This is a genomic window from Marinobacter sp. GH_1 (genome assembly GCF_048595985.1).
GTDB lineage: Bacteria > Pseudomonadota > Gammaproteobacteria > Pseudomonadales > Oleiphilaceae > Marinobacter > Marinobacter shengliensis.
Genome location: NZ_CP184460.1, coordinates 3,744,290 through 3,758,899, shown reverse-complemented (window position 1 = coordinate 3,758,899; position 14,610 = coordinate 3,744,290). Strand labels below are relative to the sequence as shown.

Annotated in this window: 13 protein-coding genes; 2 read left to right on the top strand and 11 right to left on the bottom strand. The window is 58.8% G+C overall.

Going from position 1 to position 14,610, the window contains the following annotated elements; all coding sequences use genetic code 11:
- Window positions 1–10: 10 nt before the first annotated feature.
- The 11 genes from ACNSOI_RS17205 to aroQ form a co-directional block, all read right to left on the bottom strand.
- On the bottom strand, window positions 11–937 hold the full coding sequence (locus ACNSOI_RS17205) for an alpha/beta fold hydrolase (protein WP_420194621.1): 927 nt from the start codon (window positions 935–937) through the stop codon (window positions 11–13).
- A gap of 127 nt (window positions 938–1,064) precedes the next feature.
- Complete coding sequence (locus ACNSOI_RS17200; RefSeq protein WP_420194620.1) at window positions 1,065–3,251, bottom strand: TonB-dependent receptor family protein; 2,187 nt, start codon at window positions 3,249–3,251, stop codon at window positions 1,065–1,067.
- Between the two features lie 162 nt (window positions 3,252–3,413).
- Entirely contained in the window at window positions 3,414–4,697 is a 1,284-nt protein-coding gene (gene purD / locus ACNSOI_RS17195; protein ID WP_420194619.1) for a phosphoribosylamine--glycine ligase, read from the bottom strand.
- A gap of 22 nt (window positions 4,698–4,719) precedes the next feature.
- A complete protein-coding gene (purH, locus tag ACNSOI_RS17190; RefSeq protein ID WP_374786924.1) occupies window positions 4,720–6,300 on the bottom strand; it encodes a bifunctional phosphoribosylaminoimidazolecarboxamide formyltransferase/IMP cyclohydrolase in 1,581 nt (526 codons plus the stop codon).
- Between the two features lie 101 nt (window positions 6,301–6,401).
- Window positions 6,402–6,719 carry a DNA-binding transcriptional regulator Fis gene (gene fis, locus ACNSOI_RS17185; protein ID WP_058092452.1) on the bottom strand — a complete coding sequence of 106 codons (318 nt, stop codon included), beginning with the start codon at window positions 6,717–6,719 and terminating at the stop codon, window positions 6,402–6,404.
- The gene (gene dusB / locus ACNSOI_RS17180) at window positions 6,716–7,714 is read right to left on the bottom strand and encodes a tRNA dihydrouridine synthase DusB (protein ID WP_138435836.1); all 999 of its coding nucleotides are present in this window, start codon (window positions 7,712–7,714) and stop codon (window positions 6,716–6,718) included. The genes fis and dusB overlap by 4 nt, the downstream gene beginning before the upstream one ends.
- Before the next feature lie 200 nt (window positions 7,715–7,914).
- Window positions 7,915–9,180, bottom strand: coding sequence for a DUF3426 domain-containing protein (locus ACNSOI_RS17175; RefSeq protein ID WP_420194618.1), 1,266 nt, complete (start codon window positions 9,178–9,180; stop codon window positions 7,915–7,917).
- Window positions 9,181–9,287: 107 nt separating this feature from the next.
- Complete coding sequence (gene prmA, locus ACNSOI_RS17170; protein WP_420194617.1) at window positions 9,288–10,184, bottom strand: 50S ribosomal protein L11 methyltransferase; 897 nt, start codon at window positions 10,182–10,184, stop codon at window positions 9,288–9,290.
- 2 nt (window positions 10,185–10,186) lie between these two features.
- Window positions 10,187–11,533 carry an acetyl-CoA carboxylase biotin carboxylase subunit gene (gene accC / locus ACNSOI_RS17165; protein ID WP_152439173.1) on the bottom strand — a complete coding sequence of 449 codons (1,347 nt, stop codon included), beginning with the start codon at window positions 11,531–11,533 and terminating at the stop codon, window positions 10,187–10,189.
- An 18-nt stretch (window positions 11,534–11,551) separates the two neighbouring features.
- A complete protein-coding gene (gene accB / locus ACNSOI_RS17160; RefSeq protein WP_420194616.1) occupies window positions 11,552–12,016 on the bottom strand; it encodes an acetyl-CoA carboxylase biotin carboxyl carrier protein in 465 nt (154 codons plus the stop codon).
- Window positions 12,017–12,043: 27 nt separating this feature from the next.
- Window positions 12,044–12,484 carry a type II 3-dehydroquinate dehydratase gene (gene aroQ, locus ACNSOI_RS17155; protein WP_061330721.1) on the bottom strand — a complete coding sequence of 147 codons (441 nt, stop codon included), beginning with the start codon at window positions 12,482–12,484 and terminating at the stop codon, window positions 12,044–12,046.
- A 198-nt stretch (window positions 12,485–12,682) separates the two neighbouring features.
- Here aroQ and ACNSOI_RS17150 point away from each other — a divergent pair, with 198 nt between their 5' ends.
- Together ACNSOI_RS17150 and ACNSOI_RS17145 are read left to right on the top strand one after the other, a co-directional pair.
- Window positions 12,683–13,615, top strand: coding sequence for a hypothetical protein (locus ACNSOI_RS17150; protein WP_420194615.1), 933 nt, complete (start codon window positions 12,683–12,685; stop codon window positions 13,613–13,615).
- Complete coding sequence (locus ACNSOI_RS17145) at window positions 13,612–14,607, top strand: DUF6976 family protein (RefSeq protein ID WP_420194614.1); 996 nt, start codon at window positions 13,612–13,614, stop codon at window positions 14,605–14,607. Before ACNSOI_RS17150 ends, ACNSOI_RS17145 begins: the two co-directional genes overlap by 4 nt.
- The last annotated feature ends 3 nt before the right edge of the window (window positions 14,608–14,610 follow it).

Genomic DNA, 14,610 nt, shown 5'->3' with positions numbered 1-14,610 from the left:
GTCAGGGGTGTTAGTTGGCCAGAAACTCCCGGAACAGTTGTGCTGATTCTTTCGGAACCTCAACCATGGGCGCATGGCCGACGTCGTCCAGGAGCACTTTGCGAGCATTGGGGATAGCCTCAACAAACACATCGGCGTTGCGGTAGTCGATTACCCTGTCCAGCTTGCCCCAGACCACCAGTACCGGAGCTTCAATCCGGGTAATGGCGTCGCGGAAGTCTGGCTCAAATCCGGTGTCGCGAATGGCGGCAAAGATAACCTCGTTCACTTCCCGGTTGGCGATGGCTTTTTCTTCCATTACATCAAAAATCGGCCAGGGTACGAACGGGCGCTTTTCCAGGGCGAAGTCCAGCAGACGATCGAAATCGCCTTCTTTTTTCGGGATCAGCGGGTTGTCACCATCCAGCACCCGATCTACCAGTTCGCTTTCATACTCAAAGATACCGGCGGGATCGAACAGTACTGCGGTCTGAATCTGCTCCGGATGGGTGGCGGCATAAAGCGCGGTGATCGCGCCGCCCATGGAGTTGCCCATCATGTGGAACTGGCTTACGCCCAGTTCAGCCAGGATCTGGCTCAGGTAGTTCACCTGGTCTTCAAACCGGTAGCCGATGCCCAGGGGTTTGCTGCTGTCGCCGTGGCCGGGCAGGTCGATGGCGTAGACGTTGAACTCGCCTTTGAACTCCTTGGCCAGGCGAGTCCAGTTATCCTTGTTGGCGCCGAATCCGTGTATCAGCACCAGAGTGTCACCTTCTACAGTCTCTTTGCTGCGCAGGTAGGCGATGTCCAGCTCGCCAACCGTGACCTCCGCAGTCTCAAGGCCGGCGCTGGAGCGCTCCCAGCCAATGGCGCTGTCGTAGATGCTCTGCTTGGAGCAGGCGCTAATAAGAAGGGTGGTGACGAGCAGCAGGGCAAGATTGAGCGCGTTGCGGTGCACGGAGAACTCCTTTTCTTTGTGGTCGTTGTGAACGCTAACACTAACCCAGAAAAAAGCCCGGTCAATGGCCGGGCTGAAGTTTTCCTGAGTCAGGCTGGTCCGTCAGCCTTTTGTGTGGAGACGTCGATCAGAAATCGACGGTAACGCCCAGGGAAGCGGTGCGCGGCAGATTCGGCCGGGCGCCATCGGGTGAGCGAGCGATGATTTTCTGGGTATCGAACACATTATCGAGCTTGGCAAAGACGCGGGCGCCTTCGGCAACGCGGTAGCTGCCGGAAAGATCAACTACAGTGAGCGACTCGGTCTTTCTGAAGGTGTTGTCGATGCCGCTGCGATCGCAGGTGTTGTCGATACACATCTCGTCGACGTATGACACGTTCAGGTAAGCGTCCCACTGATTCCCGGCGCGAAGTCCGGCACGCAGGTTCAGGACGTTTTCCGGCAGGTAGACAAGGTTGTCGCCCTTCAGAACGTTACCGGAATCGCTGTCTTTGGTGACCTCGGCATCGGTGTAGGTCCAGGTGGCTTCAACCGGAACAGACAGGCCGTTGGTCAGGGCGAACTCGTAGCCTGCCAGGGCTTCAATGCCCTGAATACGGGCTTCACCCTGACTGACCGAACCGGTGTCCTGGCCGCCAGCGCAAGGAGTAGCCACCGAGCAGTTCTGGACCGTGTTCTCATAGTCACTGTAGAAGCCGATCAGCTCATAGCGACCAGCGCCGCGCTGAATCCGGGCGCCGAGCTCGTAGTTGGTGCTGAGTTCGGGCTCAACATCGGTGCTGCCGGCTCCAGCTGGAGCCATGCCCCGATGAACACCGGCCAGAAGTGTGACACCGCCATCCAGTTTGTAGGTTGCGCCCAGGCCTGGCAGAAGTTCACCGGTGCTGTTTGAGGCACGGTCTTGCACATCGGTGCGGGCTTCTTGCTGATAGCGTACACGATTGGTTTCGATGTCTTCGTAACGCAGCAGTGCCGTGACGGTCAGGCGATCGTTGACCGTAATGCGGTCAGCGATATAAGTGCTCCAGGCTTCTGCTTTTTCAATGGCGTTGTTGCCGCCATTGATGCCGGTGCCCGAGGTGGTGGACACATATTGCAGAACCGGTCTACCGTTCACGATCACCTGGTCGAAGGTATCGACCGGCTGCAGGCGGTCTACTTCATCTTCGTGGTAGCGCAGGCCAAAGGTCAGGTCGTGGCGCATGCTTACCAGGTCAAGGCCCCAATCTGCCACAAAATCGATGCCCTGTGATTCGTATTCACGTGCGTTGTTCTTGATCTCTATGCCGGCCAGATCTGCCTCACCGCGTAGCTGTTGCTGGGCCAGGGCGTCACCACCATTGGCAGCATTGATCAGGGAGTTCAGCCCCGCCGCTTTGTACCAGTTGCGTTTGAATTCGTTGCGGTAGGCGGTGGTGGTCAGGGTTACACCGTTGTTGAAATCCACCAGGTGCCGGGCCATGAAACCGGTGCGCTGGGTGTCCATGTTGTCCCGTTCAGAGGCGAAGTAGCGCTGGTCCGGGTTGGCATTGAAGTCCGCGTCGGTCAGGCCGAGGTAGGTTTCCAGGCTCAGCTCTTCGCTGTAATCCACTTTCAGGTCGAGCTGATGGTAGATGTCGGCGTCCGGGCGTGTGTTCAGGCGGAGCTTGGCGACATAATCCTGCTTGTCGAAGCCGGCTTCGCGGTCTGACTGGCGGATGTCTTTGAAGCCGTCACTTTCATGCTGGTGAGTTTCGATCAGCCATCCGGCCTGTTCGCTGTTGGCGCCATACCAGGCATGGATGCGTTTGCCGTTATCTTCGGCAATTTCCGCCGTTACCCGGCCGCCGGTCTTGGTCGGAATCGGCGTGGAACGCAGGTTAATGGCGCCGCCAACGGTGGCCGGGCCGTAACGGAGCAGGTCTGGTCCTTTCAGCACTTCAACGCCGTTGATGCGGCCGAAGGACGGGAAGTAGTAGGCGGCTGGCCCAGAGTAGGGCGCAGGTGCCATCAGCACGCCGTCTTCCATCAGGGTAACCTTGCCGGACCGCCCGGAACCGGAGCCGCGAATACCGATGTTAGGACGCAGGCCGTAGCCTTCCTCTTCAAGCAGATAAACGCCAGGCACTTCCTTTACCACTCGGTGCACGTCGGTGTACTTCATGGTTTCCAGGTCTTCGTTTGTTACCACATGGGCTGAGCCCGGCAGGCTGGCGGCTGAGGTCTCGTCCCCGATGATTACCAGCTCCTTCAGTGTGTGCTCCTGGGCCACGGCAGGAAGGGAGGCGGCCATGATGGCGGCTACGATAAAACGGCGGGTAAAACGTTGTTGCATAATCGCATCCTGTGCAGGTGTTATTGAATAAGGGTTGCAACTATACAAATGATAAGCGTTAACAACAAGTAATTATTATGATGTAGATTTGAAGTTCCCATTGGCTTTCGACCATAAAAAAACCCGGCGCGGGGCCGGGTTGTGATTCGCTAGCAGGCAGCTCTACTGTTCCCGGGCAATGGCCCGGTAGGCAATGTCGTTCCGGTAGAACATGCCGTTCCAGCTGATGGTCTTCGCCAGCTGGTAAGCACGCTGCTGGGCTTCGGTCACCGTGTTGCCCAAAGCGGTGGCGCACAGCACCCGGCCACCGGCAGTCACCACGTTGTCACCATCCAGTTTGGTACCGGCGTGGAATACTTTCTCGCCTTCCGTTTCACCTTCCGGCAGGCCGGAGATCACATCACCCTTGCTGTAGTCAGCAGGATAGCCACCGGCAGCCAGCACAATGCCGACAGAGGCGCGGTCGTCCCACTCGGAATCGCACTGGTCCAGTTTGCCATCCACGGCAGCCTGACACAGTTCCACCAGGTCCGACTTCATGCGCAGCATGATCGGCTGGGTTTCCGGGTCGCCAAAGCGGCAGTTGAACTCAATGACCTTGGGTGCACCGTTGGTGTCGATCATCAGGCCGGCATACAGGAAACCCTTGTACGGGTGACCTTCGGCGGCCATACCGTTGACGGTGGGGTAGATCACTTCGTCCATGATGCGCTGGTGCACATCCGGGGTGACCACCGGAGCGGGGGAGTAGGCGCCCATGCCGCCGGTGTTGGGGCCGGTGTCGCCATCGCCCACTCGTTTGTGGTCCTGGGAGGTGGCCATGGCCAGCACGTTCTTGCCGTCGACCATCACGATGAAGGAGGCTTCTTCGCCGTCCAGGAACTCTTCAACCACTACGCGGCTGCCGGCATCGCCAAAGGCATTGCCCGCAAGCATGTCACGGATGGCGTCTTCGGCTTCGGCCAGGGTCATGGCGACGATTACGCCTTTACCGGCGGCCAGGCCATCGGCCTTGACCACAATCGGCGCGCCTTTTTCACGTACATAGGCGAGGGCTTCGTCGACATCAGTGAAATTGGCGTAGTCGGCGGTCGGGATCTTCTGGCGCGCCAGGAAGTCCTTGGTGAAGGCCTTGGAGCCTTCCAGCTGGGCGGCACCGGCGCTGGGGCCAAAGATGCGCAGCCCGCGGGCTCCAAACTTGTCCACCACGCCGGCCACCAGCGGGGCTTCCGGGCCGACGATGGTCAGGCCCACGTTGTTCTGCTCGGCGAAGTTGGCCAGGCCGTCCAGGTCCATCACGTCCAGGTCGACGTTGTCCAGGTTCGGTTCCCGGGCGGTACCGGCGTTACCCGGCGCTACGAAGACTTTATCTGCCAGCGGGGATTGCGCGGCTTTCCAGGCCAGGGCGTGTTCACGCCCGCCACTGCCAATAACCAGAATGTTCATGTGTTGCTCCTGAATTCTTTGATCAGTGACGGAAATGGCGCATGCCGGTGAAGACCATGGCAATGCCGTGCTCGTTAGCGGCGTCGATCACTTCCTGGTCGCGCATGGAGCCGCCCGGCTGGATGACGGCGGTGATGCCGGCCGCTGCCGCAGCGTCGATGCCGTCCCGGAACGGGAAGAAGGCGTCAGAGGCCATGACCGAACCCTTCACTTCCAGGCCTTCGTCGGCGGCCTTGATGCCGGCAATCTTGGCGCTGTAGACGCGGCTCATCTGGCCTGCGCCTACACCGATGGTGCGGCCGGCTTTGGCGTACACAATGGCGTTGGATTTCACATACTTGGCCACTTCCCAGGCGAACAGCAGGTCGTTCAGTTCCTGTTCAGTGGGCTGGCGCTCGGTGACTACCTTCACGTCTTCCATGGCGACCATGCCCAGGTCACGGTCCTGCACCAGCAGGCCGCCGGTCACGCGCTTGTAGTCCATGGTCTGGGCGCGCTCGCCGTCGAACTCGCCGCAGGCCAGCAGGCGTACGTTCTTCTTGGCGGCGACAATCTCAACCGCTTCCGGCGCCACGCTCGGGGCGATGATGACTTCCACGAACTGGCGGTCAACGATGGCCTGGGCGGTTTTGGCGTCCAGTTCCCGGTTAAAGGCGATAATGCCGCCAAAGGCCGAGGTGGGGTCGGTAGCAAAGGCCAGGTCATAGGCCTGCAGAATATCGGTACCGATGGCCACGCCACAGGGGTTGGCGTGTTTGACGATCACGCAGGCCGGATCGGCGAAGGGCTTCACGCATTCCAGGGCGGCGTCGGTGTCGGCCACGTTGTTGTAGCTCAGTTCCTTGCCCTGCAGCTGCTTGGCCGTGGCGATGCAGGCTTCTTTCGGGTTGCGTTCGGCATAGAAAGCGGCACGCTGGTGCGGGTTTTCACCGTAGCGCATATCCTGGACCTTCACGAACTGCGCGTTGAAGGTGCGGGGGAAGTCGGCGTTGTCGTTGTCCGGGGTGCGGCCACCCAGGTAGTTGGCGATGGCACCGTCGTAACCGGCGGTGTGTTCGAAGGCCTTTACCGCCAGATCGAAGCGTGTGTTGTAGCAGAGCTGGCCATCGTTGCTGTCGAGCTCTTTCAACACCCGGCTGTAGTCGGAAGCGTTGACTACGATGGCGACATCGTTGTGGTTCTTGGCCGCAGCACGGACCATGGTGGGGCCGCCGATGTCGATGTTCTCAATGGCGGTGGCCAGATCGCAATCCGGATTGGCCACGGTGTCTTCAAACGGGTACAGGTTCACCACCACCATGTCGATGGGGTTAATGCCGTGCTCGCCCATGATGGCATCATCGGTACCGCGACGGCCCAAAATGCCACCGTGGATCTTCGGGTGCAGGGTTTTTACCCGGCCGTCCATCATTTCCGGGAAACCGGTGTAGTCGGACACTTCAGTGACCGGTACGTTGTTTTCCTTGAGCAGGCGGAATGTGCCGCCAGTGGAGAGCAGCTCAACGCCGCGTTCAGTCAGGGCACGGCCAAAATCGACGATGCCGGTTTTATCACTCACGCTGATCAGGGCGCGACGGACGGGGGTGTTAGCCTGGTTTGCCATGGGTCACTTTCTTCGCTGTTCAGATAAGCCGGGGATAGCCTGGATATAAAGAACAAGGGCCTCGCGAACGCATCCGGGAGGCCCTTCAGGGACAAGTCTGATTATAGCAGACCGTACTGCTTGAGTTTCTTGCGCAGGGTGCCGCGATTGAGACCGAGCATGGTCGAAGCCTTGGTCTGGTTGTTGCGGGTGTATTTCATCACCTGCTCCAGCAGCGGGGCTTCCACTTCCGACAACACCAGCTGGTAGACGTCGGAAACCGGCGCGCCATCCAGCTGCGCGAAGTAGTTCTTCAGGGCCACTTCCACGCTGTCACGCAGGGTGACGGTGTTGCCGCTGTTGTTTACCGTATGCAACTGATGCAGATCATCGTTTGCCGGTGTGCTCAGGGTGTCGTTTGCCAAAGTCTCAGCGGTCATGCTGCGAATACCTCTCCATTTCGTAAGCCTGAAAAATACTGTTCGATGCTGTCTTTCTGCTCCAGCGCATCGTCGATGGCGTTGAAGCGTTTGCGGAACTGTTTGCTCTGGTCGTGTGACTGCAGGTACCAGCCCACGTGTTTTCTGGCGATTCGCACGCCCATTTTCTCGCCATAAAAGCCGTGCAGCTCTGCCAGGTGCTCTGACAGGATCTGCTCCACCTCATTCAGGGGTGGTTCTGGCAGGTGTTCACCGGTTTCCAGGTAGTGCAGGATTTCCCGGAAAATCCAGGGTCGCCCCTGTGCGCCTCGGCCGATCAGCAAACCATCTGCGCCGGTGTGCGTCAGCACTTGCCGGGCTTTCTCCGGCGTGGTGATGTCGCCGTTGGCAAAGACTGGAATGCCAACGCTGGCCTTCACCTCTGCGATGGTGTCGTATTCCGCGTCGCCGTTGTATTTGTCTGCACGGGTGCGACCGTGAACCGCGATGGCCTGGATGCCTGCGTCTTCGGCCATTCTTGCAATCACCGGCGCGTTCCGGTTGTCCTGATCCCAACCGGTGCGCATTTTCAGCGTGACCGGAATGTCCACCGCGCTGGCCACTGCTTCCAGAATGGCCCTGACCAGCTTTTCGTCTTTCATCAGGGCGGAGCCTGCCGCCTTGTTGCAGACCTTCTTGGCAGGGCAGCCCATATTGATATCAATGATCTGGGCCCCGAAGGCGGCATTCTGCCGCGCCGCATCGGCCAGCATGTCCGGATCGCCACCGGCAATCTGAACAGACCGGGGTTCCGGTTCGCCCTGATGGTTCAGGCGAGTCTGGGATTTCCGCGTATGCCAGAGTTTGCTGTCTGCTATGACCATTTCTGATACTGCCAGGCCCGCTCCCATCCGCCGGCAAAGCTGCCGGAAGGGTCGATCGGTTACACCGGCCATGGGTGCAACTATCAATGGGTTGGGCAGGGTATACGGCCCGATTTTTGCCGTCGGCAGCATGATCTGAGTCCGTGTCACAGCGATTTAAGCAAGATTCGGCCAGAAGCGGCTGGTTAAATTATGACCGCTTCAGTCTCCGAAGGGCGGTAATGATACCGCCGGAGGGGGTCTGATTGAAGGGGAAAAGTGCTGAAAAAATTGATTATTTTTCGTGCTTTTTGGTTGACTTTTGCGCTGTCAACTGTCGCCCCGGCCCCTCATCAGGGTGTCCAGGGCCGAAAGCTCAGGTTGTAATTGACCGCGTCGCGGCCCGGATCGCGGATACTGATCGCAATCCGTACCGGGGTCTCAGAGGGCATGGCGCTGAGAGATTCTGCCTCACCGGCAAGATATTCCGCCGGGGTAAAGGTGCTTTGCGCAACCACATCGCCGTTAAGATTGGAAAAAGTCAGGGCGATGGCCGGGAACGGCTGTTCGAAGGTGGCCCGGTTAATGATGACGGCGTCGACAATCAGCTGGGTGCGGTTGTCAGGGTCGGTCCGGACTACCAGTTTCCTGCTTTGGATGGCTTCTACGTTGATCAGCGGTTTCAGCTGGCAGCCCGCCAGTTCACAGCCTTTCTCGTAGAATGGCCGGAGCTGGGGAATGGCAGACAGCCGATCAAACTGGAACCAGGTTACCTGGGCAACCAGCGCGCCCAGTAAGGCTACAACGACGAGCGTCCAGAGGGCGGCCCTCAGGCGACTGCGGCCCTGGCCAACCGATACTGGGTCGCGGCGCAGATCCCGATACAGGGTGTCGGTCGCTTGGTCTGCCCTGCGCGCCGGTTCTTTCGGGGCCGCAGGCCGGTCGTCATCGGTTGCCGCCAGCGTAAGCTCTTCGGGAGTGGTTGCAGGGCTGGCTGACTTGCTTTTGCCTGGCGCTGGCGGCTCGGGTGTTTCTTGGCTGTCGGCGGCGTCAGGTGTCCCGGATGATGGCGAATCCTGGGGTGTCAGCTGCAGATCCGGCTCAGGTTTGTTTTCCGGTTCTGGCGTTTGTGGTTCAGGTTCGGCCGGTGCTTTCGGCGCCCGTGCCGGTTGATCGTCCGCCAGCATGGCTTCCGCCCAGCTTTCGTCAACGTCCTGCTTTTCCGGGGTCAGGTCGTCATCGTGGTAGCCGGACTCTTCCGGTTCATCAAATGAGCGGAAACTGTCGCTCAGTTCGTCATCGGAAAACGTCAGCTTGCTGCCGGCATAGCGACCTTCTGTGGCATCTTCTTCCGGGTTGTCGGCAAAGATAAAGTCTTCTTCATCGTGCCCTGCGTGGGTGTCTGCGGGCGGAGGAGGGGTTTCCCCTGCTGCTTTGCCACCTGTGGCGGCTGGCGCAGCGCTGCCGGTGGATTTGACGACCTGGTGCTCAATGGCGTTGAAAACTTTCAGGCAGCTGCCACAACGGACTTTTCCCCCGGCGATACTGAGTTGTTCGTCAGTCACCCGGAAACGGGTTTCGCAATTAGGGCACTGAGTCTGCAGGCTGCTTTGGGTCATGCTTCGTTCCTGAAAGCTTGATCGCGGATAGATCGATTCTCGATCATTGATCTATCACTACATCTGTCACTACAAAGGAGGCAGTTTAGTCGTAAAGCCCGGGCTCGTCATCCGTCCTTGCGCCGTCCTGTGAGGCGTATCCAGTCTTCTTTCTGTTCCGGCTCGTCCATGGTGAACCAGGGCTCGTAGGCGTCCATCACCTCCCGGGCCTGATTGAACAGGATGCCGGACAGTACCAGATCCCCGCCGGGCCTGGTCAGTTCCGCCAGTCTCGGAGCCAGGCCGATGAGCGGTTGGGCCAGGATATTGGCCAGCATGATGTCGGCTCGGGTGTCCGGATCCTTGCCGGGCAGGTAGAGATCCAGGCGGTTGTCTTCCACGCCGTTCCGACGGGCATTTTCCCGGCTGGCTTCCAGCGCTTGCGGATCGGTATCCACGCCAATGACATGGTCCGCGCCGAGCAGCAGGGCGGCCAGGCCCAGGATGCCGGAACCGCAGCCGTAGTCTGTCACCTGTTTGCCTGCGACATCCTGGCCGTCAAGCCATTCCAGGCACAGCGCCGTGGTGGGGTGGGTGCCGGTACCGAAGGCGAGGCCCGGGTCCAGCAGCAGGTTGGCCGCATCCGGGTCTGGCGCTTCGTGCCAGCTGGGGACAATCCACAGGCGCTTGCCAAACTGTAGGGGATGGAAGTCGTCCATCCAGGCCCGTTCCCAGTCTTTGTCTTCTACCAGGGTAACGTCGATTTCGGGTAGGGACTGCTGGGTTTGCTGATGCCAGGCGTCGCGGATATCCGCTAACAGTTGCTCGGTGTTGCGGTCGGACTGGAACAGGCCGGTAACCGTGGTCTGGCTCCATAAGGGGGTAGTGCCAGGGTCGGGTTCGTACAGGGGCTGGTCGGCTGCGTCTTCCATGGAAACGGCGTCTGCGCCCATTTCCATTAACAGGTCTTCCAGCTGATCCGCGGTGTCCGGATCAGCTGGAATCTGGAGTTGTATCCAGGGCATGGTTAATCCCGCATCAGTTTCTCAAGGTAGTGGATGGTGAAGTCTACCTGTTTAAAGCCACCATCGCGTACCAGTTTTCGATGCAGGGGTTGGTTGGTCTTGATGCCCTCGACCAGCATTTCGTCCAGCGCGTTCTTCATGCGCCGGCGTGCAATCTCCCGGTCATCGCCCCAGGTGATCAGTTTGGCCACCAGGGAATCGTAGTACGGCGGTACCGTGTAGCCGCTGTACAGGTGGGAGTCGACACGAATGCCATTGCCACCGGGGGCATGGAAATGTTTTACCTTGCCGGGGCTGGGCACGAAGGTTTTCGGATCTTCGGCGTTTATCCGGCACTCGATGGCGTGGCCGGAGATATGGATTTCGTCCTGGCTGTATTGCAGCGGCAGGCCGCTGGCAATGCGCAGCTGCTCACGGACGATATCAACACCGGTCACCATCTCGGAGACCGGGTGCTCAACCTGTACTCGAGTGTTCATCTCGATGAAATAGAACTCGCCGTCCTGGTACAGGAATTCAAAGGTGCCGGCACCCACGTAGCCGATTTCCTTGCAGGCGTCGACGCAGGCCTTGAGCGTGCGTTCCCGGGATACCGGGTCAACATTCGGGGCCGGGGCTTCCTCGATGACTTTCTGGTTCCGCCGCTGCATGGAGCAGTCCCGGTCGCCAAGATGGATCACGTTGCCGTGCATGTCCGCCAGTACCTGAATCTCCACATGGCGTGGTGTTTCCAGGAACTTCTCCAGATAGACCGTCGGGTCGCCAAAAGCGTTCTTGGCCTCGGTCTGGGTGATTTGCACCGCTTTCAGCAATGCAGCCTCGGAATGCACCACCTGCATGCCACGACCACCGCCACCGGAAGCGGCCTTGATCATGACCGGGTAGCCGATCTGGCGGGCCACCTGGAGGGTGCGCTCGTCGTCGTCCGTCAGCGGGCCGTCAGACCCGGGCACGGTGGGCACGCCGGCCTTCTTCATGGCCTCAATGGCAGATACCTTGTTGCCCATCAGGCGGATGGTTTCCGCCTTCGGTCCGATAAAGCGAAAGCCGCTTTTCTCGACCTGCTCAGCAAAGTCGGCATTTTCAGCCAGGAAGCCGTAACCCGGGTGAATGCCTACGGAGTCCGTTACTTCTGCAGCGCTGATGATGGTCGGGATGTTCAGGTAGCTTTCCGTCGCGCTGTTGGGACCGATGCAGACGGTTTCGTCAGCGAGACGAACGTGCATAAGGTCGCGATCAACCTGCGAGTGCACGGCTACCGTCTTGATGCCCAGCTCTTTGCAGGCGCGGAGGATTCGCAGGGCGATTTCACCGCGGTTTGCGATCAGAACTTTTTCTAACATGGCCATGGTTAACAATCACCGAATTCAGGAAATGACGACCAGGGGCTGGTCAAACTCCACCGGCTGGCCATTCTCGACCAGGATTTCGGTGATGGTGCCGGCCTTGTCAGCCTCGATCTGGTTCATCATCTTCATGGCTTCCACAATGCAGATGACATCACCAACGTTTACCTTCTGGCCAACTTCGACAAACGCTGCAGCGCTCGGGGACGGTGAGCGGTAGAAGGTGCCCACCATCGGAGATTTCACTGCATGGCCATTGATGGCGGCTGGTGCAGAGGTTTGTTCAGCCGGCGCTGCCTCGGGTGCTGGGGTCGGTGCCGGAGCCTGGGGCGCGGGTGCTGAGTAGTGGCTCACGTATTGGCCACCGGAGGCCTGTTCCCGACGGCGCGATATACGAACTGAATCGTCACCCTCGTGAATCTCCAGCTCCTCGACGTCTGACTCCTCGAGCAGTTCAATCAGTTTCTTGATTTTACGAATATCCATAACTGTTCCAGTCCCGTTGTCTCTGGTCTATCGGTGAATTCGTTGCAGTGCAGCCTGCAGGGCAAGGTCGTAGCCCTGGCTGCCCAGCCCGCAGATAACCCCTTCGGCGATATCTGAAAAATAGGAGTGATGGCGGAAAGGTTCCCGCGCATGCACATTTGATAAATGCACTTCTATGAACGGTATGCCGGAGGCCAGCATGGCGTCCCGCAGGGCGACACTGGTATGGGTAAAGGCGGCAGGATTGATAATGATGAAATCCACTCCCTCACCCCGGGCCTCATGTACCCGCTCAATCAATTCGTACTCTGCATTGGATTGCAAATGCAGCAGGTGGTGACCTTGCTCGGCCGCTTTCTGGTGCAAGCGGTCGTCAATATCGGCCAGTGTTTCATAGCCATAGACCTCGGGCTCCCGGGTGCCGAGCATGTTGAGGTTAGGGCCATGGAGCACAAGTATGGTCGACATGGTTCTGTCTGCCTTGGTGTTTTACAGGATCGCCGAAGATAACGGCACGTTACCTCAATGGTGCGTACTTGTTAGCCTCAGATCAACACTTTTTGACAATCTTGCCTGTCGTACATTGGTCTTAAAAAGGTTACACAGCAATCGCTGTAAGCGCGATGACATTTCGTTGATGACAATCATTGTCGATGAAGGTGAGCCATGCCGGTATTCGACATTGGTTTCATGCAGCGCCGACAAAACGGCGGGCACGAGGTGATGCCTGAGCGATACGTTCAGGTTCAGTACTTTTTGTGCCCAGTAGGCTTGGGTCTTAAGTCCCGGCCGATTGATGCGATAGTCGGCTGTCTGGCCCGGGAATATGCTGCCAGACTGGGTGTTTCAAGGCATAGGGATTACCAGGGAGGTATCGTGCGAGACACCGAGATCTGCCGTCAGTTACTTGAATTGAAAGAACCGTGGGTTGTGGACCGCATCAAGGTGGATGCGCAGCGTCGGGAGCTTCATGCCTACCTCAGAACCGGAAAGTCCTGGTTTGGTCGGCCGGCATTTGTGCAGCCGAAATCGTGCTGGCGCCATGCCAATGTGGGCCCTTTAAAAACCTACATCCACGCCAGTTTGCCGGAGCAGGGCGCAGAGCCGCCTGAGACGGTACCGTTTCTTGGCCCTGCCGGTGATGACTATACGCATGGTCTGGCCCAGAAGGTGATTGAGTGCCTGAACGCCGGGCTGGGGTATCGACAAGTGTGCAGGTTGCTCGACATTGACGTTTACCTGGCCTGGCAGATACGCCATGCCATCAGCGAAGGCGTGCATGGTACCGATCATGGCTTTGAAGGTGCTTTGGCTGAAAGTGCTTCGCCGGGCGCTGCCCGGCAGGTTATTCCGCCGACCGGTGATCCCGTGTGGTTCAATTTATTGGCCTCTGACACACCGATGGATATTCGCCTTCTGAGTCTCAAGCTACTGCTGGCCCGGAGTCGGCAGGAGTTTTCGGGCCTGACCAGTCACGATGCGAAGATTCTCAGGGTGAACACGCTCAGACGATTTTTTATCAAGCACGAAAAACAGCTTGGTCATGAAATCGCCCAGTTGGCGACATTTCGAGAGAGCGCTGAGGGGATAGACTCGTGAGCAAAACCACGCAGGCGGGGATGATGACCCCAACGGAGGCAGCCGAGCTGATCAAGGCGGGAAGGGCTTTGGCCATTGCCGGTGATGAGGCGTTATTGGCCACTCTGCCCCGGGGTACCTGGGTGGGAGGGAGCACGCCATACTTCATGACTGGCGATGGTGGCCAGTGTTGCCGCGACAGGCTGTTTGTGCAAGATCTCGGTGACGGGGACGCCAGCGTGAACCACTACGACGAAATCACGCTGCGCAATGTTCTGGAAGATGCCCCTGAGAATGGCTATTCGATCATAATTTTGCCTGCCGGTAGTAAGGTGTTGGAAGCCTATGCGCACCATGCGCCGGAGTTTCCCGACATGTACCTGAAACCGATTGTAGGCTGGGTCTCTGGTGTGCATCTCGATGAGCTGGCTCAGGGCAAAGCGGTTGTTTTTGATGGTCGGAGCGGGGAGTGTTTCAGTGACCGGGCGGTGGTGCTCCATGTGCCTCTGGACGACAGCCTCTCCGCGGTTGTTCATATCGTCAATCTGTTTGAAGCAGGCACCGGCCCTGAGCTGACGTTCGAGGCAACGAGTCGTGCGGTAGGTCGGTGCCGGGTGGATGGCCAGCCTCACAACTTCGCCGATCTTGTGTTGCGCGAAGGCCGTCATCAGAAGCTGCCGTTGGTGGCGGACTACTGTGGCGCAATGGTCAACGTAAGCATTCAGTCTGTCGACGAGCAGGCCGGAGTGGTAAACCTTTATGCACCGGTTTTCGAGGGGGTGAGTTATCGTTTTGCCCGGCCGGTGGAAGATTACCCGACCGCGTTTCTCGCCGCCATGCCTGACCATGCCGGTAATCTGGTGTTTGGCTGTAACTGTATCCTCAACTACCTATACTCGGAGCTGGAAGGTCGGACCACTGCCGAGCTGACGGGGCCGATTACCTTCGGTGAGGTGGCCTATCAGCTGCTGAATCAGACAGCGGTATTTCTGACTGTGGAGCCCGCTGCCTGATGT